We start from the raw sequence: 24,979 nt of genomic DNA on the forward strand, positions 1-24,979 counted from the left end.
TATGATAAGTGCAACAGAAATCCATTCATGGTTTATTCCCACGGACTTAAAGCAAGATGAGGCATTATCTTCTTGGTTGATACGTGCCGCACTTGACAGTGGTTGTGACCCATTAAGTTTAACTGGAGTACTTTGGCCCAAATGGCGAATCTGGTCTGTAGATGTAGATCGTGGTTTAAGTGCAGAGCAAGTACAGGTATTGATCAATACGACAAAAATTGATGAAAGCCAATTTAATTCTGCTACGCTTCGCAATTTTTTAATTAAATATAATCTGGATAATCAAACTCTTGATGCATGGTACTTGGTATTAGGTACAAGAAACCGTAAGCATCGAGGTGGCTGGCAATATTGTCCTGAGTGTCTATCTGAGGATAATGTTGCCTATTTCCGTCTGCCTTGGCGTTTTGCCTGGCATACAGGTTGTATAAAACATAATCAGCATTTACATGATCAATGTCCTCATTGCCATAATGCTATTCAACCTAGACGTCTTGAAGCCCCTGATCAGGTTATGACTTGCTGTTCAATATGTAAAAAAAGTCTATTGGAGGTTAATAAAAGCCTTGTGGATTGTCATGCCTTGGCATTCCAAAAAATCTTTGATCAATTCCTGGAACAAGGCTGTGCAACCTATCAAGACAAGTTGATTTCAGTAACTGATTGGTTAACGGTGATTAAGTTATTTTCACAATTTATTAGAAAAGCTTTAGCTGGCTCAGTAAATGGAAAAGGATGGGCTTTTCTTGAACAACTCAGAATTCAGGTGCCCCATCCTGAGCTTATATCGAATGGATTGGCTGTTAACCAACTTCCAGTTACCGAGAGAGAACGGCTATTTTCCTGTATTTATCAATTACTCATTATTCCCCAGGAAAAGTTTATTGAAACAGCAAAATCTTTAAATATGAACAGGTCTTCATTTTGGGATAAGAGAAACCAGTTGCCAGCCATATTAAGGCCTGTTGAAGAACAATTAGGCTCGATTTATCGGAACTACCCTCCAAAGAGAGCATTGGTAGCTACCTTTAAACCTAAAAGTAAGGAGACTGTAATACGCAAGTTTTTAAGATTAAAAAGAAAACTAGGGTAACTTTTGGGGGGACAACACCATGCCTCAGTGTGATGAATGTGGTGATGCGGTTGAAAAGATACACCGACTTTATAAACAGCGTAACTATTGCCATAAGTGCTATGTACGAGTTTTTAAAAAACAGGATTGTCCGTCGTGTGGTAAAAGTTCCAGATTATATAAAGCTGATAACTTGGCCGTTTGCCAACAATGTGAAACCAATAGACCTTGCATTAGATGTCAGCGTATTGATTACCCTATAGGAAAAATAACGGAGCAAGGCCCTGTTTGTAATAGTTGTTCAGTTTATTTTAGAGAGTTTCAAGCTTGTGAACGGTGTGGTGTGACATCACAACGCTTATCTCGTATCAGCCGTTTTGGAGATAATTTAAGAGTTTGCCCAAAGTGTGCAACCCGTGATTACCAGACATGCCAAAGTTGTAGAAGATATAGGTTGATTGAACAGGATGTTGTGTCAGGCAAAATGCTTTGTAAGAAATGTTTGACCTGTCCACCACTTCAATGTCTAACTTGCCAGCAACAGATTCCTGCTGGATATGGGAAATACTGTGAATTATGTACATGGCGAAGAATATTGGGGAATAGGATTAAGGAACTGGTTAATACATTAGTAAATCCAAGCCTCAAAGGTTACTTTAAAGATTATATGAATTGGCTTGATCATGAGGTTGGACCGCATAAGGCTGCATTACTAATTCGTAAACATATTCATTTTTTTGAAAAGACCAGTGATCTTTGGGGAGATCAGATCCCAGACAATGACTCTTTATTACATAGACTAAGAACAAGTGGTTTACGCAAATATGAGCTGCCCATCCGGTGGTTGGTTGCAGTACATCACCTGCATATAGATACCCAATCTAAAGGCCACTGTTCTGAATTTGACCAACTGAGAAAACTGGCGAACTCATGTCCTGGTTCATCGCTTTCAGCCCAAATTCTTCAGAACTATTATCAGGTTTTAATAAATAAAATGGATTTAGGGAAAACGAGTATACGTTCTGCCCGTTTAGCCATGAAACCAGCATCTGCTTTAATGCTGTTGGTAAGTCAATCACGATTAGATTTACCAACAATGTGGCATGTAAAATATTACTTATTTAAGTCCCCTGGACAAGCTTGCGCTATTGTTGGCTTTCTTAATTTTTTAAACAAGAATTATGATACGAACCTTGATACGTCATGGGTACTAGATGAAAAAATAACAGAAAAAAGTAATATGAAGAAACTGGAAAAACAATTGTTGGCCATCATGAAAGCCCCAGAGGAAAATTTTAATGAACTAGAGTGGATAAAGTTAGGATTGATGTATTTTCATAATTTGGATAAATCCTTTTTTAATCAAATGGATAGTATTAATTATAGGGGGCTGAATGATGGCTTTGAAGTGAGGTTTGGTGATCAGCAATATTGGATACCTAAATTGCTTGTATAACTGGACCATATAACGCTAATGTAGCTACATAAAGTTAAAACTGAATTTTGGGCTTCCAGAGGGTATGTATGGGGCAATTAGGTCATGAATATTGTGTTCATAATGGATTCAATAGGTCTCATGCAGGGAAATATGTTTATTCACTTGCTACGTTTATATCTTGGATATTGATTTACTTTTTACTGAAGTTCTTGGGTGGATTGTCTCCTTATTGGAATGTCATCATTTCTAGTGCTATCACTGCTTTATTATTTCTTACTTTTTATTTTCTATTTGATAAATGGATATGGAAAACAGGTTTATTTTTCAAGATTCTGAAATATCCTGATATTTCGGGAGAATGGTCATGTAAAGGTATCTCTGATTACCAAGAAGAAAATTCTGAAATGATTAAGCACAATAGAGAGTGGATTGGAAAAGTAACAATTTTACAAAGTTGGGATAAAGTAAGAATCAGATTAGAAACAGAATTTTCCACATCTGACAGTATTTCTGCTGCAATTATTTATGACGAAATTGAAGAATACAAAGTTCTTTATAGTTATGAAAACAAACCAAAAGATTTAGATCATGAAGAGTTACGTATCCATCGAGGATTTGTAGAGCTGACACTTCATAAAGACAATAAAAGTGCCAGTGCTAAATATTATAATGTTACTGGTCGAAGAACCATGGGAACAATGTTATGGGAAAAATTAGATAACTAATGGATAAGAGCCAATGGTTTCGTCATATAGGTAACCCAAATCTTTACGTATTTCCGTAACGAGTTTATCTAAGGCAATGCTCATTGTTGTGAGAGAGGTTTCTTTCTGATAACTATCAAATATTTTTCTGGTCATATCAGGTGTATATAAGCTATTTCTATAGTTTGGGTTATGATACAGATAATCAAAAAATCTTTTTGTTTCAAGAACTATTGCTAAAGCATTTGTTCTACCTTTCTTTAAATTTTCTAGATTGGAATGATACATAATAGAGGCTAGATCAAAACTACTTAAGTAAATTACTTTGCCCTCTTCAACTAAATCGGCTTTTATTGTTTTACAAAGGCGGATAGATTTTTTCAATCCTCCATCAGCATAGTATTTACATTTGTAATCTATATAAAAAATATGCTTGAAAGGTAAGTTCATCAATGTAGTAGGAGTTTTATTATCTAGAATATTGACTCCTCTTAAATAAAGGTGCTTTTGTTGTTGGTACTCATATGTTTCTACCCAATGAGAGGGTACAACATCTACATCCCGAGGAAGTGATCCACCTGTTAAAGTTATAGATTTAGCACCAGTAGTATCAATTGTTACGGCAGGATATGCTTGTCTTAATTCATAAGTGCACGCGTTCCTGAGTTCTCTTAATATTTTTATATCATCATGACGTAAAGTACCTAAATAACCCTCTGTACGATAATGTGATTTGTTAAGTACAAGTAAATCAACATCACTTACACCTTTGATATGAATATTTAGGGGAACTGACCCTTGTAATCTGTATTCTGTGACAATGTTATGATTATTTAGTAGCCTAGGCTCTAATTGTTTTTCAATTCTTTTAGCAGTTTCAATACTGATTTCTGTGTAACGTTTACTAACTTCTTGCATTGCTCCTACTGCATAACGGATAGATGGTTTGTCTGATACAATCTGCCATTTTTCTATTGTACGTTTTAATTCATCAAACTCATTAAATGAAGTTACGCCTGCTGTTACACTATCAAAAGCATTGTATGTAAGGTCAGTACCTTTTCGTCTTTTCTCTAATCTGTTCAATCTTTTATAAAAATCAATTTCAGACATTGTGAAACTCAAAAAATAGTAGTTATGGTTAAAATAATTATACCTTAATAATTATTTTAAGGTTTTAATAAATAAGGTTTTATTGTCATAAATGCTCAAATTTAAGATGGGAAGTAAGATAATTTTTAAGTATAAAGTTTGAGAATGTTTGTAGTCTTTTGTAGTGCATCCAATAGTCAAATAAATAATTGTGAAACCATGAAGACACATATCACATTGATATTTATATAAAAATATTATTTGTGATTGGAGGTGATTTTTTTAATTCTATTGATTATTGTGACTCACTACGGAGTTAATTGTCTTTAAGTATTTGTTTTTAATTGTTTTATTCTTTTAATTATTTTTATTTGATTAGGTGTTGACCTTACCATAATTGGAAAGAATAGAGTTGCTACATCAAGGGTAATGATGTACCTGATATGAAAGAATAACTTCCGAGCTTATTACCCATTATTTTTTCATAATTGTAGTAAGAGGATAACTCCATGAAACACTTTGTTCCAATGTTAATGATCGGTGCGATTGTATTTAGTGCGGGGTGTTCCTCTTCTGACGCTCCAAAGGAAAATTCAATGAGTGAGAATAAACATGAAAGCCATTCAATGCACCATGATATGAATGGTTCAGCTAAAACAGATAATCCATCTACAAATGCCTATATGGAAGTAAATACTCGTATGCACAGCGGAATGGGTATTGATTTCACGGGAAATGCAGATACTGACTTTATGTTGGGTATGATTCCTCACCATCAGGGTGCGGTTGATATGGCAAAAGTAGTTCTTCAATACGGTTCTGATCCAGAAGTGCGTCAGCTTGCCGAGAACGTTATCTCTGCCCAAGAGTCAGAAATCAAGATGATGAATGAATGGTTGGCAAAAAACAAAAATCATTCTGGCAGCAAAAATGAAGATAGCCCATCAACTCAAGCATATATTAAGATCAATGATGAAATGCACGCAGATATGATGGTTCCATTTACAGGAAATGCTGATGTTGATTTCATGAGAGGCATGATCCCCCATCATCAAGGTGCAATTGATATGGCAAAAGTAGTTCTTCAATATGGTTCTGATCCAGAAGTACGCCAGCTTGCTGAAGATGTTATCTCTGCCCAGGAATCAGAAATCAAGATGATGAATGAATGGTTAAGTAAACATAAGTAGATACTTCTCTATTCGATATTCTTTTAAATGAGGGGCTTTTTAAAGCCCCTTGTTTTATCTATAAATTTGATGAATTGAGGATTATGTTATATGCCAAAAATTATAGTTATTCCGCATGAAAAGATTTGTCCAGAGGGTGCGGAACTTGAAATTGAAAGCGGAAGTAATTTATGTCGAAGTTTATTGGATCATGGCATTCCCATAGAACATGCCTGCGATTTATCAGGTGCATGTACAACATGCCATGTTGTTCTGAAAAAAGGGTTCGACAGTTTAGAAGAAATGGATGATGTAGAGGCGGACTTACTGGATCGTGCCTGGGGGCTTACGGCCCAATCAAGACTATCTTGCCAGGTTAAGGTCCAAGATGAAAACTTGGAGGTAGAAATACCTAAGTACACAGTCAATTATATATCTGAGGGACATTAATTTTACTTTTAATGCTTGACCTTACAATTATGGCAAGGTTTATATTAAACACATCCTGAATAGTAATAGTGGAGTTAAATATGGAATTTCATGTTGAAGATATGACTTGTGGTGGCTGTGCCCGTGGTGTAACCAGAGCAATTCAAGCAATAGATGCCAATGCAAAGGTCATCACCGAACCACCCAATCGTAGTGTAAAAGTTGAAACAACTGCAACACAGCAGCAAATCGTTGAGGCTTTAACCGAGGCTGGTTTTCCTCCTCGTTAAAAACGGACGAAATGATAAAGCGACTCTCTATTGAGTCGCTTTTTTGTGGGCAATGAATTATAAGCTCAATATTTAGGAATGTTTGTGATGTTAAATTAGCAGTTATTTGACAATGTAAGTATCTAAAAGAAATGACATATTTTAGTTCATAGTTATAAATATAAAAAATAGGGAGAAGTAAAATTAATTTTACTTCTCCCTATATCCTATTGCTATTTCTTTCGGGTTAAAGGTGAAACGGAAAGCAGGTCGTTATGATGGTGAACGTCCTTTATTTCATTGTGAGGTTCTTGCAAGCCTTCAAGAATCGGACAGTCGGGTCTATTATCACCAGCACAACAGTCGATTAAGTCCTTGAGGGTATTCGCCATTTGCTGTAGGTCATTGATACGTTCTTCCAGCTTTTCACTATGACCCTGAGCAAGGCGTTTGACATCAGCACTCTGTCTACCGCGGTTATTCCATAAATCAAGTAAGTCTGATATTTCTGCTACTGAAAAACCGAGTTCACGACTTCGCTTGATAAACTTTAAACGTTCAACATCATTTGCTGAGTAAGAGCGATAACCTGCATTATTACGTCCCGCAGCAGGAATTAGGCCAATCTGCTCATAATAACGAATCATCTTGGCGGTAACTCCCGAAGCTTTAGAGACTTTACCAATGTTCATCATATCCTCCTTAGCCTTGACTGACGGATGGTGGCTGGAATCGACGTAAACGTAATGCATTGCCAAGTACAAATACACTGGACAAAGCCATTGCTCCTGCTGCAAAGATTGGGGACATCAGTATTCCATAGGCTGGGTACAATATACCAGCAGCAACAGGAATCAACATGGTGTTATAGGCAAATGCCCAGAATAAGTTCTGGTGAATATTACCAATCGTTGCTTTGGACAAGGCAATCGCATTGGCAACACCTTGTAAGTTTCCTGACATTAACACGACATCGGCAGATTCAATTGCAACATCTGTACCTGTACCAATCGCAAGTCCGACATCAGCTTCAGCCAAAGCGGGTGCATCGTTAATCCCATCACCCACAAAAGCGATATTGCCGTATTTTGCTTTCAGCTCTTTAACCGCACTGACTTTACCCTCTGGTAGAACTTCAGCAATCACTTCATCAATACCCAATTGTTTGGCAATTGCCCGAGCAGTACGAGCATTGTCACCCGTCACCATTGCTACCTTGAGACCTAATTGGTGTAGAGCCTTAATCGCTGCTGGCGTTGTGGTTTTGATTGGGTCAGCAACTGCAATAATTCCTGCCAGTTCACCATCGACAGCAACATAAAGTGGTGATTTACCCTCATCACCCAGACGCTGAGCTGTGGCAACAAATGGAGCAACATCAATACCAAGTTGAACCATATAACGGTCTGCACCAATATTGATTTCTTCATTACCATTGATGGTTGCACAGACACCCATGCCTGTGACTGAATCAAACGTATCAACTTTAGGTAAAGTCAGGTTTTCACTTTTTGCCGCATCAACAATTGCTTTAGCAATCGGATGTTCAGAACGGGATTCAACAGCCGCAACCATGCCTAGGACATAATCACGCTCAAAGAATTGAGTCACTTCAAAGTCAGTCAGTACGGGATGACCCTCTGTTAATGTCCCTGTTTTATCGACTGCAACAACTTTGGCATCCTTTAACAGTTGTAAGGCTTCGCCTTTGCGGAACAGTACTCCCAACTCTGCACCACGACCTGTACCGACCATAATTGAGGTTGGTGTCGCCAATCCCATTGCACAAGGACAGGCAATGATCAACACTGCCACCGCATTAACCAATGCAAAAGTTAAGGCTGGTGATGGACCAAAAATCAGCCAGACCAGGAATGTAAGCACTGCGGCAATCATCACCGCAGGTACAAACCATAAGGTCACTTTATCCACCACAGCCTGAATCGGCATTTTAGAACCCTGTGCCTGCTCAACCAAACGAATGATTTGAGCCAGCATAGTTTCGCCACCCACCGCCACAGCGGTAAAAGTCAACGTGCCATTCTGGTTAATGGTACCGCCCACTACATCACTGCCGATGCCTTTTTCCACAGGGATTGGTTCACCTGTAATCATGGATTCATCGACAAAGCTTTTTCCATCCGTGACTTGACCATCAACAGGGATTCTTTCCCCTGGTTTTACAATGATAATGTCACCTGCAACCACTTGGTCTATTGCAATATCCACCATTTGACCATTGCGTAAAACATGGGCAGTTTTGGCTTGTAAGCTGACTAAACGCTGGATTGCTTCAGAGGTTCGCCCTTTGGCTTTTGCTTCAAGGAAACGACCCAGTAAGATTAATGCGACAATCACCGCAGCCGCTTCGTAATACACATTCACCGTTCCTGATGGGAGGATGTTTGGTATGAATGTGGCAACAATAGAAAACAAATATGCTGCTGATGTTCCCACAGCGACCAAAGAATTCATATCAGGAGCTAGACGGAATAATGCAGGAAAACCTTTCTGATAGAATCTTCGTCCTGGAATAACCAAAACCAGTGTGGTCAGTATGAATTGTAAATACCAGCTATTCTGCATCCCAATAGTTTGATCAATCAGTTGATGTACACCAGGGATAAGGTGAGATCCCATTTCCAGAATAAATACAGGTAAAGCCAACAGGGAGGCGAGAATCAAATCACGTTTAAGTTCAGCACGTTCCTGATCTTTTTTCTCAAGCTGCTCTGTCTGGTCAGGAATAGAAGCCTGAATTTCTGTGGCATCGTAACCAGCTTTATCAATTGCGGCAATCAAGGCATCGACATTTGCTGTACCACTGACCGTTGCACGCTCAGTTGCAAGATTGACATTGGCTTCTTTTACACCTGCAACGGCTTTAAGGGCTTTTTCGACACGACCTACACAACTGGCACAGGTCATGCCTTTAATTGATAATTCAATATTATTTGCAGGCACGTCATAGCCTGACTGTTCAATGGCATGAACCAGTACCTGACGATCCACAGGCTGATCAAGTACAATATCTGCACGTTCTGTCGCCAGATTGACCGAGGCTGACTGTACACCATCAACTTTTTTGAGGGCTTTTTCAACACGTCCAACACAACTGGCACATGTCATACCTTCAATTTTTAATGTAACTTTCATATTATTAGAAAGCTTATTTGTTGCTGTTCCCATAAGATATACCTATAGAGCTTATCCAGTTGCTAAGAGCATAAACCTTGCCATTATGGAAAGGTCAAGGGTAGAATATGTAAACATCTATATTTTCGCTAATGACTGGAATTTAAGTATAAATATGAGTTTTAAAGATCACCCTACAGAATTATCTCAAGAGGAGATTATGTCTTTAGCTGAAACATTTCGGCTATTGGGTGATGCTTCACGACTTAAAATTCTACTTTTTTGTATGCGTGGACCTAGTTCAGTAGGTGAAATCAGTGATGCCCTTGATTTATCCCAGTCCTTGGTCAGTCACAATCTACGTTTATTGCGTTCAGCCCGTTTAGTCAAAGGTGAACGTCAAGCTAAACAAGTCTTTTATGAAATAGATGATATTCATGTAAGTCAGGTTCTATCGGATATGGCTAAGCATATTTCAGAGTAATGTAGCAAACACTCATTTTCTTCACTCCTTTTTCTTCTTAAAAATATATACATATGATCATTTATTCATATTTGCTATTCAAGTAGCAATATTTAAGTTATTTTAGCACTAAACATATGAATGATTAAACATATGTTAATTTGTTATGTATTTTTAAGGCTGATCTATTGATCTTCCAATTATTGGAAACTCTAGCATACAGGCAACTGCTACAGAAACCTTATTGAGAGCGTGTTGTAGCATTGCATGAAAGGTAAGCACCATGAAAAAACAAATTACAGTAATTGCTGTTGCAGTGGGGGTGGCTATATCTGGTGGTTTGCTCTACACAGCAACGAATAAACCAGATGCACCCAATCCACAAGCTGCCGCAGCTCAAATGCCAGTCCCTCAAGTTCCTGTTGCGGAAGTGATTACACGGGAACTTAACCCAACCGCAGAATATACAGGCTACTTATCAGCACCACAAAGCGTTGAAATCAAGTCCCGTGTTGGTGGTGTCATTAATAGTGTTAGTGTTCCCGAGGGCAGTTATGTTCGTAAGGGACAGGTATTATTTAAAATTGATCCTGAACCTTTTCAGGTTGCTCTGAATACAGCCCAGGCACGACTGAAAGCAGCAGAGGTTCAGTACAGCCAGGCTGTTCTGGATTTTAATCGAGCAAATAAACTGGTCGAAAGTGGTGCCGTCTCCAATAAGGTTTATGACGATGCACTGGCAACCAAAAATAACCGCCAGGCTCAGGTACAGGAAGCTCAGGCAGCCGTCAGTGCAGCGAAGCTCGATTTATCTTATACCAATATTACAGCACCGATTTCAGGACGTATTGACCGTGTTCTTGTCACCAGTGGCAACTTGATTGCAGGTGGAAATACAGGCAATGCCACAGCCTTAACCACCATCGTTTCCGTCAATCCACTGTATGTTTATTTTGACCTTGATGAAAAAACCTTTCTCAATCTAAAGGGACAAAATAAATCTGGACAATTCAACTTGCCAATCGAAATGGGATTGGCAAATACAGAAACTTATCCTTATACAGGGAAATTAAACTTTGTAAGTACTCAAATTGACCAGCGTACAGGGACGCTACGGGTTAGGGCATCTATTGCCAATGATTCAGGTGAATTAGCACCAGGTATGTTTGCCAGAGTTAAGCTGACCACTGGAAATAAACAGTCCACCATTCTGATAGATGATCAGGCGGTGGGTACAGATCAGGGCAATAATTTTGTTCTGGTTCTTGGTTCGAATAATACGGTTGAATTTAGACCTGTAACACTTGGCTCGGTCTTTGATGGATTGCGGATTATTAGCAGTGGTCTGCAAACTGGCGATAAAGTCATTATTAAGGGACTGGTTCGTCCAGGAATGCAGGTCAAGCCAAATATCATTCCAATGCAAGCCCCTGTTCCGTCTGAAAATGCTGCTCAGGGGAAATAAGCCATGAAGAACTTCCCCCATTTCTTTGTCAATCGGCCAATATTTGCGGTCGTGATCTCTGTGCTGATCGTCATTCTAGGTGCTTTATCACTGTTTAAATTACCATTGAGTGAATACCCGGCAATTACACCCCCAACTGTACAGGTCATCGCAAGTTATCCTGGTGCCAATCCCAAAATCATTGCCGAAACGGTTTCTTCCCCCTTGGAACAAGTCGTGAATGGTGTTGAGAACATGTTGTATATGAGTTCTCAAACCGCAGCCGATGGCAAGATGGTACTGACCGTTACCTTTAAACAGGGTACTGACCCTGATAAGGCACAGATACAGGTGCAAAACAGGGTTTCTCGCGCATTGCCACGCTTACCTGAAGAAGTTCAACGAATTGGTGTTGTAACTGAAAAAACTTCCCCCGATGTTCTCATGGTCATCAATTTGGTGTCATCCAACAAGAACCATGATCCCCTGTATTTATCCAACTATGCACTCTTGAATGTTCGTGATGAGCTTGCACGTTTACCAGGCGTTGGAAATATAGAAATTTTCGGTGCTGGTGAGTATTCGATGCGTGTCTGGATTGATCCTGAAAAAGTAGCTGCCCGTGGTTTAACGGCCAATGACGTGGTTGCCGCCATTCGTGAACAAAACATGCAGGTTGCTGCAGGTTCTGTTGGTCAACAGCCAAATACAACATCCGCCTATCAGGTGACGGTTAATACGCTGGGACGTTTAACCACTGAAGAACAGTTCAGTGAGATCGTAGTCAAGGCTGGGGATGCTGGACAAATCACCCGTCTAAAAGATGTTGCACGAGTTGCACTGGGTTCTGATGCCTATAATATGAGAGCTTTATTGAATGGTAAACCGGCTTCTGCCTTACAAATCTTTATGACCCCAGGTGCTAATGCGCTGGATGTTTCAAATGAGGTCCGTAAAACGATTGCAAAATTGAAGAAGGGTTTCCCTGAGGGTATGGATTATAAAATTCCCTATGATCCGAATATTTTCGTAAAAGCTTCTTTAAAATCAGTCATTACTACCCTGTTGGAAGCCATTGCACTTGTTGTCATTGTTGTCATCCTCTTCCTGCAAACATGGCGCGCATCCATTATTCCTTTAATTGCCGTTCCAGTTTCCCTAATTGGTACGTTTGCAATTATGTATTATTTTGGCTTCTCCCTAAATACCCTGACATTATTCGGGCTGGTTCTCTCGATTGGTATTGTAGTTGATGATGCAATTGTAGTAGTGGAAAACGTTGAACAGCATATTAAATTAGGCGAATCGCCAAAAGAGGCGGCTCGTAAAGCAATGTCTGAAGTCACAGGACCAATTATTGCGATTACTGCGGTTTTATCTGCTGTATTCATTCCCTCGGCATTTCTTACAGGATTACAGGGTGAGTTTTATCGCCAATTTGCTTTGACTATCGCTATTTCAACTATCTTATCTGCAATCACCTCTTTGACACTTTCACCAGCTTTAGCAGGCATATTACTTAAACCTCATCAGGCTGGAGATAGAAAACGTGATTTGACTGAGCGCTTATTCGGCTGGTTCTTTAGAAGATTCAATCGATTCTTTGATAAGGCATCAGACAAATATGTGGACGCAGTACGCAAGAGTATACGTTTAAGTGCCATCATGCTCATCTTGTATGTAGGTTTCCTTGGCCTAACCTGGTTAGGTTTCAATAAAGTGCCGCAAGGGTTTGTTCCTGCCCAAGACAAATATTATTTGGTTGGTATTGCCCAATTACCTACAGGTGCATCTTTAGACCGAACAGAAGCTGTGGTTAAACAGATGACGCAGATTGCTTTGAAAGAGCCTGGCGTCGAAAACGTTGTGGCTTTCTCAGGACTTACGCCAAGTGGTCCAGTCAATGTACCCAACTCTGCCTTAATGTTTGCCATGCTTGATCCTTTTGAAGCCCGCCAAGACCCATCATTGTCAGCACAAGCAATTGCTGGAAAATTAATGGGCAAATTCAGTCAGATTCCTGACGGATTTGCGGGCATCTTTCCACCACCACCAGTACCTGGCTTAGGTTCTATGGGCGGATTCAAGCTACAAATTGAAGATCGGGCTGGTTTAGGCTTTGAAACACTGGCACGTGTACAGGGCGAGATTATGGCGAAAGCCTCTCAGACGCCTGAACTTGTCGGTATGCTTGCGAGTTTCCAGGCAAATGCTCCACAGATTGAAGTTGATATTGACCGTGTAAAAGCGAAGTCACAAGGTGTACCACTGACCGATATTTTTGAAACACTACAAATCAATCTGGGGTCAATCTATATCAATGACTTTAATCGGTTTGGTCGTACTTATCGTGTAATTGCTCAGGCAGATTCCCCATTCCGTATGCAACCAGAGAATATTAATCTGTTAAAGGTGAGAAATGCAGCGGGAGACATGATTCCACTTTCGACCTTTGTCACGATTAAGCGTAGTTCTGGCCCCGACCGTGTTATGCACTATAACAGTTTCCCATCAGCCGATATTAGTGGTAACGCTGCACCAGGTTATTCATCTGGTCAGGCAACTGCCGCAATTGAAAAAATTGTGCAGGAAACATTGCCACAAGGCATGACCTATGAATGGACCGATCTGGTCTATCAGGAGAAGAATACAGGCAATACTGCGGTCATGGTTTTTGCTCTGGCAATTATTTTGGCGTTCCTTTTCCTTGCAGCTCAATACAACAGTTGGTCAATGCCTTTTGCAGTATTACTTATTGCACCAATGGCCTTGTTATCTGCGATTGTGGGTGTTTGGGTAACTGGTAGTGATAACAACATCTTTACCCAGATTGGCTTTGTTGTTCTGGTGGGACTTGCTGCAAAAAATGCCATCTTAATTGTGGAGTTTGCCCGAGCCAAAGAGGATGAGGGTTTGAATCCTTTTGATGCGGTACTTGAAGCAGCCCGATTAAGATTACGCCCAATTCTGATGACCTCAATTGCATTTATTGCTGGTGTGATACCACTGGTATTAGCCACAGGTGCTGGTGCAGAAATGCGTCATACAATGGGTATCGCTGTTTTCTCTGGAATGCTAGGCGTGACGATCTTTGGTTTACTGTTTACACCAATTTTCTATGTCGTCATTCGTAATTTTATTCTGCGTAGAGAACAGGCCAAAGCAATCGTACAGGAGGGTTCAAAATGAAAAATTTAACACTTCATTTAAACCGATACACTTTCCTCAAGAAAATGAGTGTACTAACCATTGCCACTATTCTTGCAGGATGTTCAATGGCACCAATATATGAGCGACCTGTCTCTCCTATGTCGGAACACTATCCAACAGGAGAAGCTTATCCAGGGCGGCAAGTGAACAATGGAAAGCAAACAGTCGCAGCCGATATTGGCTGGCGTGACTTTTATACCGATCCTGTCTTGCTCCAACTCATCGATCATGCATTGAAAAACAATCATGATTTTAAGGTGACAGCTTTAAATGTTGAGGCGATAGAAGCACAGTATCGTATTCGTCGTGCTGACCGTTTACCACATGTGAGTGTTACCGCAGAGTCAGCCAGTCAGCGTTTACCGTCTGATCTTGCTTATAACCCCCGCATGTATCAGGTTGGTGTTACTTCGGTCGCATGGGAAATCGATTTATGGGGCCGAGTACGCAGTCTGAGTGATCAGGCTTTACAGAACTATTTGGCTTCTAAAGAGGTCCAGACAGCATCACAGTTAAGTCTGGTATCCGCAGTTGCTAATGCTTATCTGGTCTATAAGGCCGATCAGGAAACGTTAGGTTTAACCAAGGCGACTTTGGCGACACAGCAGAAATCCTATGACTTGACCAGGAAACTTGTTGATGTTGGTAATGCAACCCGATTTGACTTACGTCAAGCTGAAATAGGACTGCGCACAGCACAAATCAATTATGCAAAATTCTTGCGTATTACTGCACAGGATCGTAATGCTCTGGTGTTACTTCTGGGTTCGCCATTAACACAGGAACTTGCGGTCCAATTGGACCAGTCCCCAAAAATTCCTGATCAGGTTGTCATACAGGATATACCAGTTGGTTTACCATCGGATCTACTTCAACGTCGTCCAGACATTCGTGCCGCAGAACATAAGCTTCAGGCTGCGAATGCAAACATTGGAGCAGCCCGTGCAGCATTTTTTCCATCCATTACCCTAACGGGTTCGGCGGGTACGGCAAGTTCCAGTCTGGATAATCTATTTAATGCAGGTACAGGTGCATGGAGTTTTATGCCCAAGATTAACTTGCCCATATTTAGTGCAGGTTTAAATCAGGCAAATCTGGATCGCTCACATATCATGAAGCAGATTGAAGTCATCAACTATGACAAATCTATTCAAACAGCTTTTCGTGAAGTTGCTGATGGGCTGGCTGGCAAATCTACGCTAGATGAACAGATCAAATCGCAGCAGCAAATGATTGCGGCCAGCCAGGATGCTCATAAGTTGGCAACCTTACGTTTTGATGCTGGTGAAGATAATTATCTCGCAGTCCTCGACTCACAACGAACACTGTACGCATCTCAGCAGGCACTTATACAGACCCGCCTGGAACGCCTGAATAATCAGGTCAACCTCTACAAGGCATTAGGTGGAGGCTGGAATGAACATACCGTACAGATTGAACGTAAATCTTTGAAATAGCACATCGATGGAGTTCATCTTTTGATGGAAAGAGATGAATTCCTGAAAAGATGAAACAGAATATGAGGTCATGTAAATGAAATTTATTATCCATGATATAGAAAACTTCCCATTTGTTGAGTTTAAGCAAGATCAGGCAGTTCCAGGCTATTCACCTCAATGGCAGTTGGAAATGCAGGAGTTCCTGGAAATGAGTAGTCCGTTTGTGATTGTTTATGATCAATTATCAATGCAAGAAACACCTGAAGACTTTAAACAACGTGGTCTTTGGCTTAAAAACCATAAAGATGAACTTAATCAGTTGTGTAAGGCAATTATCTGCATTGAACCTGATCAGGAAAAAAGAGTTGCCATCAGAAAGATGACGGAAATGGCTGTAAAGGCATTTGGCATACCTTATGAAATCGTCGATACCAGGGAAGATGCCGAACGGATCGCTGATGAACTTACTCAAGTCTAAGGTGAATGTGATGAACATTATTTATATCAATCAATTGAAGCAAGATTTTGATGGTCAAGAGGAAAAATCAAAGCCTTTTTTCATGACATTCTTACTCATTCTTATGACGTTAGGATTAGCTTCAATTTCGCATGCAAAAGCACCGATCAATACAGCTTTGGAAACCGTGGAGAGCTATCTTAATATCTGGAATGGTACGCAGCCAGATGACCTGACTAAAGTTCTTGACCCGAATGTTGAGTATTTCAATACAAGTAATGAAGAAACCCGTAAAGGTACAGCATCTGTAATTGAGGTACCCAAGTTTTTATTAACAGTCATTCCTGATCGGAAGATGACGCTTACATCCCCGCCACTCATTGTTGGTGATAAGGTTGCTGTCGAATGGCAGCTTCAGGGAACCCTCAATAAAAAAGACCAGTCTGGTAAAAAAGACGCAAAAGTAATCACTTTTAAAGGTGCTTCATTTTTTGAGGTTAAAAATAATAAGATTACATACATCGGTGATTACTACAACAATCATCCATTGCGTAGTCAGTTAGAGCCATAATCAGGAATGCTATAAAATGTCTTCGCACAACCATACACAAGATCACAAGCATAAACACTCTGAACATGATCATTCTGGGCATAAGCATAGTCATGGTAACGGCCATAAACACAACCATGATCACTCAGGACACCATCACGGTCATGGTGGTCATCATCATGATCACGACCACAGCCATATCCCGAGTAATAAAAAAATTCTGACCATAAGTTTTTTACTGATTACCATTTTTATGGCAGTGGAATTTATAGGTGGTTTTATTACCAATAGTTTGGCCTTGATTTCGGATGCTGGCCACATGCTGAGTGACTCTGTTGCACTTGGTATTGCACTTGCAGCAGTCTTTATCGGTCAAAAACAGATTACCAAAAATAAAACATACGGCTATCAACGCTTTGAAATACTGGCTGCTGCATTGAATGGTATTACACTGGTTGGTATCGCACTGTACATCTTTATTGAGGCAATTCTACGGTTCCAGCAGCCACAACATATTGAAGTACAAGGGATGTTGATCGTTGCCAGTATTGGATTGCTGATTAATATCATTGTTGCAGTAATGATTTTTAAAGGTAGTGATACCGAACACGACTTGAATATGCGAGGTGCTTACCTGCATGTACTCAGTGATTTGTTAGGTTCTATTGGCGCAATTGCTGCTGCGCTATGTATCTACTTCTTTGGATGGGCCTGGGCAGATACTTTAGCCAGTGTTCTAGTTGCAATACTTGTTCTTCGCAGTGGATATTCAGTTGTAGTAAAGGCTTCGCATGTTTTAATGCAGGGTACACCAGAAAAATTTGACTTGGCAGAAATCAAAGAAACCATTCTTCAAGACCAGCGAATTCAAGGTGTACATGATTTACATATATGGAGTCTGACAAGTAAACGTTATATTTTATCCTGCCATATTGTTGTAAGTGAAGAAATGAGTATGCAGGAAGTGCAGATACTCTTACATGATCTGGAGAATGTCATACAAAATCTAGGTATTGAGCATGTCACTATTCAGGCTGAAACATCACTCAACAATCACGATGATATTCATCATTGCATTATTGAAAATATACCAAAGGATTCAGAACACTGAGTTTAAAAAGGTTAAATATTCCTAATATAGGTGCTTATCTAGTCACAAGTGGTACCCAAGTTTAATGGCACTTAAAAGTGCCATTAAACTATATATAATTCAATTTGATATGTAATAAAATTACCCATAGGAAAGAATTATGGAATAGGCTAAAAGAAGATGGTCACAATTGTAAGATTCGAAAATTATTTTTCCTCCTTTTCCTCCTTTTCCTCCTTTTCCTCCTTTAACTTGATATTCGTAATTCCAATTTTTCTTAGAGCATTCAATAACGTTGATTCACCCTCTGACAAGCCAGCAGATTTTGAATGTCTAAAAACAAATAATTGAGTAACCAAATTGGAGCCTAGGAGAGTTGTCGTATAAGAGCCCTCTGACAAAGGCAGGCTCTCCATGAGCCCAGAAATATACTGCTCAAATTGTTCTACGGTTCTTGACCTAAATATTAGACCAGCATGCCCACGCTCCTTGAGAACACTTTCCCCATCTACAGTTGAAACGTAAGTCGCTGGTTGTATATCGAAAAGATAAACTGGAGGGCAATTTACAAGAGATAATCGGATGACCAATGCTCCACGAAGTGCTGTTTTATTTGAGTTTGCATAACACCAATTTTTATAAGTTTGTTTTTCTCCATCTGTAATATCTTTATTATTTAATGTTTCTGAATTAACGAAAAAAGCCATGAGAGTGGGTTTATCGCTGTAATCAAACTCTTCCTCAAAAGTATAATAGTGGACTGCATTGACAATACTGGGATTTAACGAGCGTGCCTTTAAACATGCATTCCATAGGCCCATGATTCTTCCATGATATGGAGCTTCAAACTCTGTATCTCCATTAGTGGTCGGGTTAATTTGGACATTTAGAACTTCCTTAGAGCTATCAGGTTCTCCTGTACCAACTGTATTGGTTTCTTTAGTATTTTTCTTTCTCTGTGGTTGGGTGATGGTTCTTTCATACTTTGTTTTACTTTTTTCCCCGATAGGGCCTGAACCTAACCATGTAAATTCATGACCTAAAATAACCGATTGTAATAATGGTTTGCGCCCTCCTTGATCTTCAGATACGTTAATCTGACCAGGACCTAGTTGCAACTGAGGAGGATTAGGTGAGTTGACATCTACAGGTTTCTTAATGCGGTGAATTACCTTTGGAACACGTCTGATAAGTGTTTGATCAGGTAGTTCTATTCCAAGAATTGTCAAGGCTAAAAAAGCATTGGTGTCAGGAATACAAAAACCTGAAACCCTAATTTTTCTCGTTTCCTTATGCCACGGCATTACTTTAGGGTATATATGGTTTCTTTGGATAAAATCATCATGTTTTGCAATACTGCTAAATAAGATTCTTACGGCATCTTGGGTATATTCGCTATATTTATAGTAGGCAATAAATACATGATCATCTGATGTGAGACTATCACCTATAAGGATAGTCCATGTATTTTCTTCTTCTGGATGAGGGGTGTAGAGCCTTTCATGTCTTTCGACCTCATCATATGTTGTTAGAATTCTAGGAAGTTCTGTAGAGAGGCCATATCCTCTCACCAGAAACTCAAAACAAGGTACGAGAAGCTCCTTATATTCCTGATCCTTTAAAGAGAAAGAAATACAATTTTCACGTTGGCTTGGGTTAATATAAAACTTATTCCTGTCTGAGAAGAAATGATCTATTTTTCCTGTCTTTTCATCTCGCTTATATGCTTGAACAAAGGTATGTTTAAAATTTGTATGATCAATATCAAATTCCCGTATTTCCAAAGGAAGATAGTCAACTAATCGTTCATGGTGCCAAACTGTTCCAATAGGCCAAGACATCAAATCTGTTATATTTGCATCAATAAAAATAAAATTATCTGTGGGTGTGTAATCTTCCAGAAGTTCCCTAAAAGCCACATGAACTTTAGGTTGAGCATTTCTACGATCAGCTTTTGCTAACGCCCCATACCACCAAACCATTAAGAACTTTTCAGCATTGGATTCAAGGACTTTGAATGCGGGTGATTTTTTATCTGAAGAGTTATCAGTATTTTCTTCATTAGAATGATTGTTCATGATCAACCTCTCTATTGGTAATATTATCGAATAATCAATTCTTCTTATAAGTTCAGTTCGGCTGTAGGGATATATTGCCCATCTACCCAATCGTAAAGCTGGATATCGCAAATACCATTCAAGCGATGTCCCAAGACCATTGCAAAAACTGAGGGTGCTTTAATAAAGAGGTGTAATTTAGATAACTTATTTTCGGATTTAAATGAAACTAAAGCAGATTTTGCCTCTCTCACAGCAAGATTTAGAGTCTCCATATTATCAATGGCATGAGAGCTTTCTAAATTCAATCTAGGCAAGCTCTTTACTTCATTAATCGTAGAGTCAATGTCTTTACCTATAGCTGTAGGAAATCCGATAGCGACTATGGCTTCAGTTTCACCCTGTGGTTCAACAGCTTCGATTTTAGTAAAAAATTGTCCCTCTTTCTGTTTATGGTCATCAGTGCGATAAATGAGGCCATTATGTTCTATTTCGAGTAGGAAATTACGTGTGGCACTAAAAACATAGCCAAGCATACATGCAGTGGACATTCTTTGTTTGCCATCTATAAGGAGGGTTCTACGGTCACCACTGTTATGAATGAAATCCCCAATCGATACTGCTTTTTTGATTAGGCTGTTCCAGTCGCTGGAGGTTTTTTGAGCACGATCAGGACCATTGAAATCACTAATATCTAAGTTTAAGTCTTGATACTGACTGGATGATGCTGAAAGATTAATTTTAATAGGATCTAATAGCCACTGGCTTCTATCTTCTTCAAGAGCATGGCAAATAAAATTTTCAAAGTCTTTGCGATATATTGGACCAAAAGAAGAACGAGAAATCAGGTTTTTAAACTGATCTTTTAGTTGTTTGACCTGACTCCTGAGCAGTTCAATATTTATTGTGTCTTGAATTTCACTTAGAAATATAGACTCACTATTCTCAGAATTAAAAGTTATGAAACCAACATAATCAAGAGCAAATTCAGCTAAAGAGAAATCAATTTTTTTACCAACACACCAATCAAGGTATTCCGAGCGCCCATTCACTGAAACTGAAGAGTCGTCATCATAAGAAGATCCAACCCCTCTTAATCGGTCTATTTTTGAAATTAATGGTGAGATAGCGGTGTTATAACTTGGGCATACTAAATTAAACCAAATAAAGTTTTTTGGGTGGGTATCAAAAAGACTTTTAAAACGCCTTATTTCATCCCAAAATTCCGTAGCCGTTAAGGAGTGATTTTTTGCTTCATACATTACATGTAATGACTTTTCCGAAGAAAAATAACAAACTTCTATATCACTTAATGCTTCACTCACTATATGGCTAAATGCACTTTGTGAAAGCCATAGCGGTAAGCTCCTTAATACAAATGCATCCTGATATTCAAATCCTACTCGTGCAATCGCACCACCAGTTGATTGTTTTTCTAACAGACTCGCACTCATTATTATCTCTCTAAATCTAGGGTGGATCGGTAACAGGAACCATCTGGTAGGTAGGTGTGAGCACTGCCATCAAGATGATTGTTTTTTAAATGAAAAATCAGTAAGACTACAAAATTTGCACCCACTTTTGGATCGGACACCAATTCCCTCATGGTGTGATGGTCTTTACTGCTGGGTTGTACACTGAAGAGAGGATGGCTATGCCATTCACCTAAATAGTTAAATTTTTGATAATTATTGTTTGTTGATTTATGAAAAAGACGGATTGCTTTAATAGCATCCGTAATTCCACGTACAAAGGATGCTATCGTTCCACTCTTTTGAATAGTTAATGAGTTAACTCTAAAATGGTTTGTACCAATATGCTCACCCATTAAAACACCGCCACATTCGTGGGTTCCAGACTTCAATAGGGCTTTTACCAGTAAAACTTGTATGTCAGTAGGAATGGATATTTTCAGCATCAGTATTAACCTTTCATCGGTTCAGGCTCTTCAATAGAATTGCCATTTTCCCTTTCAAATATTTCTTTATCCGTAGGAGATTCTGCTACTAAAGCACCCGAACAGTCGATAGGACGAGTATCAAAAGGACATTGAAACATCCAATATCTACGGAACCCTATTAAATATGCTGAATATGGATAAGAGGATTGCTCATCAATTGTACATAAAGTATCTAATGTGAACTGCGTCATAGATGCTGCAAGAGCTGTTACATCTGCATCTGATGCTATATATGTTTGGTTTTGTGTTTGAAAGCCGTAATTATTAACTTTGCCCTCTGGAATTGGTTCCAACGTTTGTAAGACACCATAAATATGATTGCGAAGTTCTAAGGGGGAGGCATCTAACGTTGGACGACTACGGGCCATCATTGCTCCACCACCGCCACCAAAAATTTCACCCCATACCATGGGAATGTGTTTTCTTTTAGCAATTGCAGCTAATGTTAAGAACGTATGGGTATTTGCTGTCGCATCAACAATCAGATTACATGTGGCAATGGCATTAGCGATATTGGAATTTAAATGAGGATTTTCCTGTCCACCAATTTGCATTTCATACGTTTCAACTTGTATGTCTAATGCTGTTCGTTTTAATGCTCTTTCAACAGCATAGGTTTTAGCAAAGCCAACATCTAACCAGTTGAGTTCATTACGGACAAGATTGTGGGGGAGCAGAATATCATCATCAATAAGTAGAAAGTTTTTACAACCCGACCGTGCCAGTGAAATTGCAATTTTACTTCCTAACGATCCAAGACCTACTATTGCTACCCTTATATCATTGAGATGGCTAAATTGTGCTGGCAATCTTTGGCTCTGATCATCATGTAGATTAATAGCAGGATAACTTACGAAAAGTGGTGCTGTATTATTAACCAAGAATAGTTCCAAGTTACCCTTTATGTCATATAACAATATAGGCTGTATGGAACTTGTGAATTCCTCCTGAGCAGGCCATAAATTGCCTAAAAAGGATTCTAATGAAACTCGGTCATTTACGGATTCCTTTAATTGAGGAACAGAATCAATTCGTATTGCCCATCCAGACAATTCAAATCTTTCATTAGAAAATGATGGTACGATGTCAGGTAGAGGTTTGTTCTGAATATTTGTTGGAACAATAACGGTTTTGTCTCGAAAGCTTGAGATGGCAATCTTAAAGTCCATTTTCTCGGAATCACTACCCAAGAGTATGTGACGTAACATAGGTGTTTCAATGAACCTTTCTGAAACACTTCTTAATTTTTGACCTATTGTTTCAGAATGCCTAGATGGTACAGGTTCTACATTCATCTCCAATACAGTCATTGCATCTGTTAATAAAAGAAGCTGGGCACTTCTAACTAGATCCACTCCACTGATATTGGTATTCCAATTATCTGGGCCATATTCTAGACACAGCACTCCTGAACCACCATACTGGTGCAAGATACTCCATCTTTCACCAGATTTTTGTGGGCGTATATATGCTGGTAGCTCTGGGAAAAGCTCTGGATATACTAAAACACCATTAAAATCTATAGTTCCTATCTTTAGAGAGAAGTTCAAATGCAGTTCATTTGTGTCTGTTGAGTTCCATTCCTGAATCTTAAAACTATTTTTCTCTTTCTCAAGATCAGTCAATAACTGCCGTTCTTGAGCTAGGCGTTCTAATGGTGTTTTTAGCAGTTCCATTACGCAAAGCCTCCTGGTTTATTTGGATAAACAGGGGTTGATGGAAATGTTAATCCCGCACCTAGAGCAGAACGGATTAAAGAGCTGGCCATATCAGCAGAGTTTGCACTTTTGTGTGAAGCCGAACGTGGAAAACGATTACCCAGAACCTGCCGCCATAGGGCTAATGCTTTATCATCATCTGTTTCATTTAAGGCGTTTCGTGCAATAGCAGCTTGTTCTTCTACCTTTTCAAAAAAAGTTTTGAACTCATCTGCTGTAACCGCAGAAAAAACATTATTGCCTGCAACACCAGGATCTTCTAAATGTGGAATTATGCCTAGTGACGCATAAATCCCATAAGAATCCCTGATCGTTTCTAAAAGATAAACAAACAACTTTTCATAGTTGGATTCGTAGTAATTCATATGCTTGGCAACCAGGCATTCTAAAATGAATCCTTTTGGTCTTTTTAAATCAGACAAGTTCTCACGACGCCACCATTTAAATAGCTTCACAAGAGGCTTAAATCGACCATTTGCATTTTTATTCACCTCAACAGTCCACTCGGTATGAGCTGGAGGGTTGGTAACTAGCCATTCTTCAAGATGAATGTCTGGAATCAGATAGCCGCCATATCCATCTGAAATGATAGGGACAACATCCATATCAACTTTTTTCAACTTAACATTTACTGAACGACGGTTAACGGTAAGATCGGTATATCCAATATCCTTTAATGCCGTATGTACTGCATCAAGGACAATTTGAGGGTCATCATTAATTGTGTGATTTGTAAGGGCAATAATATCTACATCTGGCCTTTGTGTGATTCCGCCTATGGTAGTCGGACGTACTGCCGTATTTCTTTTATAAGAACCTGATAAGAATGTATGCACATGTACTTTGCTGAATTCATTATGCACTTTTAAAGCATCACGAAGCGTATTATGTGCGCTTGAACAATCATTAACCGTTGTTGTAGAGGGTTCAATATCGGAAAGTAGGTCAAGAAACTGCTGTTGAGTTGTCATAATTCTCTCTGAGCCCATGTACTAAAATGGGGCATAAAATTAAGTGCGATCAGAAAAATTAAGTAACCTACTACTGTGAACTTTGTTGCATAGCAGTAGGTTATTTAACCTTGTTTACGATATTGAGTTTGAGTTATCAGGATCATCCGATTTTTTATTACGGATAGTATCCTTTTCTTCTTTCAATGGCCGAGTTCTGGGAAATTTAAAATATCCAGTTGGATGGACAATAATTTTTCCAGATTTATGGCGATAAGATTTACAAAACACGAAGTCTTGATTTTCGGTAGGCATTGTTAGCCCTCCTATTTT

22 protein-coding genes are annotated in these 24,979 nt (G+C 39.3%); 13 read left to right on the plus strand and 9 right to left on the minus strand.

What is annotated here, in order from left to right; genetic code table 11:
* The first annotated feature begins 1 nt into the window (after window position 1).
* The 3 genes from F933_RS10090 to F933_RS10100 all read left to right on the plus strand — a co-directional run bounded on the left by F933_RS10090 (window position 2) and on the right by F933_RS10100 (window position 3,235).
* A complete protein-coding gene (locus tag F933_RS10090) occupies window positions 2-1,093 on the plus strand; it encodes a TniQ family protein (protein ID WP_000622362.1) in 1,092 nt (363 codons plus the stop codon).
* A 19-nt stretch (window positions 1,094-1,112) separates the two neighbouring features.
* Window positions 1,113-2,528: a hypothetical protein gene (locus F933_RS10095; protein ID WP_004777765.1), complete on the plus strand. Its 1,416-nt coding sequence runs from the start codon at window positions 1,113-1,115 to the stop codon at window positions 2,526-2,528.
* A 68-nt stretch (window positions 2,529-2,596) separates the two neighbouring features.
* The gene (locus tag F933_RS10100; RefSeq protein ID WP_000530048.1) at window positions 2,597-3,235 is read left to right on the plus strand and encodes a Cap15 family cyclic dinucleotide receptor domain-containing protein; all 639 of its coding nucleotides are present in this window, start codon (window positions 2,597-2,599) and stop codon (window positions 3,233-3,235) included.
* Here F933_RS10100 and F933_RS10105 read toward each other — a convergent pair.
* Window positions 3,224-4,327 carry a nucleotidyltransferase family protein gene (locus F933_RS10105; protein ID WP_001289337.1) on the minus strand — a complete coding sequence of 368 codons (1,104 nt, stop codon included), beginning with the start codon at window positions 4,325-4,327 and terminating at the stop codon, window positions 3,224-3,226. The genes F933_RS10100 and F933_RS10105 overlap by 12 nt on opposite strands.
* Before the next feature lie 488 nt (window positions 4,328-4,815).
* Here F933_RS10105 and copM point away from each other — a divergent pair, with 488 nt between their 5' ends.
* From copM to F933_RS10120, 3 genes are all read left to right on the plus strand, one after another.
* Window positions 4,816-5,496, plus strand: a complete 681-nt coding sequence (copM, locus tag F933_RS10110; RefSeq protein ID WP_000680279.1) for a CopM family metallochaperone — start codon at window positions 4,816-4,818, stop codon at window positions 5,494-5,496.
* A 90-nt stretch (window positions 5,497-5,586) separates the two neighbouring features.
* On the plus strand, window positions 5,587-5,925 hold the full coding sequence (gene fdx / locus F933_RS10115) for an ISC system 2Fe-2S type ferredoxin (RefSeq protein WP_001124186.1): 339 nt from the start codon (window positions 5,587-5,589) through the stop codon (window positions 5,923-5,925).
* An 80-nt stretch (window positions 5,926-6,005) separates the two neighbouring features.
* Window positions 6,006-6,194: a heavy-metal-associated domain-containing protein gene (locus tag F933_RS10120; protein ID WP_000394310.1), complete on the plus strand. Its 189-nt coding sequence runs from the start codon at window positions 6,006-6,008 to the stop codon at window positions 6,192-6,194.
* Window positions 6,195-6,406: 212 nt separating this feature from the next.
* Here the strand turns inward: F933_RS10120 and cueR are convergent, their stop codons facing one another.
* Together cueR and F933_RS10130 are read right to left on the minus strand one after the other, a co-directional pair.
* Window positions 6,407-6,865 carry a Cu(I)-responsive transcriptional regulator gene (gene cueR / locus F933_RS10125; protein WP_001020605.1) on the minus strand — a complete coding sequence of 153 codons (459 nt, stop codon included), beginning with the start codon at window positions 6,863-6,865 and terminating at the stop codon, window positions 6,407-6,409.
* 10 nt (window positions 6,866-6,875) lie between these two features.
* Window positions 6,876-9,362 carry a heavy metal translocating P-type ATPase gene (locus F933_RS10130; RefSeq protein ID WP_000536249.1) on the minus strand — a complete coding sequence of 829 codons (2,487 nt, stop codon included), beginning with the start codon at window positions 9,360-9,362 and terminating at the stop codon, window positions 6,876-6,878.
* A gap of 121 nt (window positions 9,363-9,483) precedes the next feature.
* Here F933_RS10130 and F933_RS10135 point away from each other — a divergent pair, with 121 nt between their 5' ends.
* From F933_RS10135 to F933_RS10165, 7 genes are all read left to right on the plus strand, one after another.
* The gene (locus tag F933_RS10135) at window positions 9,484-9,792 is read left to right on the plus strand and encodes an ArsR/SmtB family transcription factor (protein WP_000008556.1); all 309 of its coding nucleotides are present in this window, start codon (window positions 9,484-9,486) and stop codon (window positions 9,790-9,792) included.
* A 301-nt stretch (window positions 9,793-10,093) separates the two neighbouring features.
* The gene (locus F933_RS10140) at window positions 10,094-11,236 is read left to right on the plus strand and encodes an efflux RND transporter periplasmic adaptor subunit (RefSeq protein ID WP_228127869.1); all 1,143 of its coding nucleotides are present in this window, start codon (window positions 10,094-10,096) and stop codon (window positions 11,234-11,236) included.
* A 3-nt stretch (window positions 11,237-11,239) separates the two neighbouring features.
* Entirely contained in the window at window positions 11,240-14,404 is a 3,165-nt protein-coding gene (locus tag F933_RS10145; RefSeq protein ID WP_004777768.1) for an efflux RND transporter permease subunit, read from the plus strand.
* Window positions 14,405-14,448: 44 nt separating this feature from the next.
* Entirely contained in the window at window positions 14,449-15,882 is a 1,434-nt protein-coding gene (locus F933_RS10150; protein WP_171054766.1) for an efflux transporter outer membrane subunit, read from the plus strand.
* 76 nt (window positions 15,883-15,958) lie between these two features.
* A complete protein-coding gene (locus tag F933_RS10155; RefSeq protein WP_005060897.1) occupies window positions 15,959-16,342 on the plus strand; it encodes a hypothetical protein in 384 nt (127 codons plus the stop codon).
* A gap of 10 nt (window positions 16,343-16,352) precedes the next feature.
* A complete protein-coding gene (locus tag F933_RS10160) occupies window positions 16,353-16,892 on the plus strand; it encodes a nuclear transport factor 2 family protein (protein WP_007479719.1) in 540 nt (179 codons plus the stop codon).
* Between the two features lie 16 nt (window positions 16,893-16,908).
* On the plus strand, window positions 16,909-17,982 hold the full coding sequence (locus F933_RS10165) for a cation diffusion facilitator family transporter (protein WP_000094607.1): 1,074 nt from the start codon (window positions 16,909-16,911) through the stop codon (window positions 17,980-17,982).
* A 185-nt stretch (window positions 17,983-18,167) separates the two neighbouring features.
* Here F933_RS10165 and F933_RS10170 read toward each other — a convergent pair whose 3' ends face one another.
* From F933_RS10170 to F933_RS17510, 6 genes are all read right to left on the minus strand, one after another.
* Complete coding sequence (locus F933_RS10170) at window positions 18,168-20,039, minus strand: hypothetical protein (protein WP_001059331.1); 1,872 nt, start codon at window positions 20,037-20,039, stop codon at window positions 18,168-18,170.
* Window positions 20,040-20,083: 44 nt separating this feature from the next.
* Complete coding sequence (gene cap4, locus F933_RS10175) at window positions 20,084-21,472, minus strand: CD-NTase-associated endodeoxyribonuclease Cap4 (protein WP_001276481.1); 1,389 nt, start codon at window positions 21,470-21,472, stop codon at window positions 20,084-20,086.
* A 2-nt stretch (window positions 21,473-21,474) separates the two neighbouring features.
* On the minus strand, window positions 21,475-21,936 hold the full coding sequence (locus tag F933_RS10180) for a Mov34/MPN/PAD-1 family protein (RefSeq protein ID WP_000913090.1): 462 nt from the start codon (window positions 21,934-21,936) through the stop codon (window positions 21,475-21,477).
* A 5-nt stretch (window positions 21,937-21,941) separates the two neighbouring features.
* Entirely contained in the window at window positions 21,942-23,654 is a 1,713-nt protein-coding gene (locus tag F933_RS10185; RefSeq protein ID WP_000421732.1) for a ThiF family adenylyltransferase, read from the minus strand.
* Window positions 23,654-24,667 (minus strand): SMODS domain-containing nucleotidyltransferase, encoded by a 1,014-nt coding sequence (locus F933_RS10190; RefSeq protein WP_000211630.1) that lies wholly within the window; start codon window positions 24,665-24,667, stop codon window positions 23,654-23,656. The genes F933_RS10185 and F933_RS10190 overlap by 1 nt, the downstream gene beginning before the upstream one ends.
* Before the next feature lie 114 nt (window positions 24,668-24,781).
* Window positions 24,782-24,961, minus strand: a complete 180-nt coding sequence (locus F933_RS17510; protein ID WP_001141891.1) for a hypothetical protein — start codon at window positions 24,959-24,961, stop codon at window positions 24,782-24,784.
* Window positions 24,962-24,979: the final 18 nt, after the last annotated feature.

It is taken from the genome of Acinetobacter beijerinckii CIP 110307, assembly GCF_000369005.1.
Classification (GTDB): Bacteria; Pseudomonadota; Gammaproteobacteria; order Pseudomonadales; family Moraxellaceae; genus Acinetobacter; species Acinetobacter beijerinckii.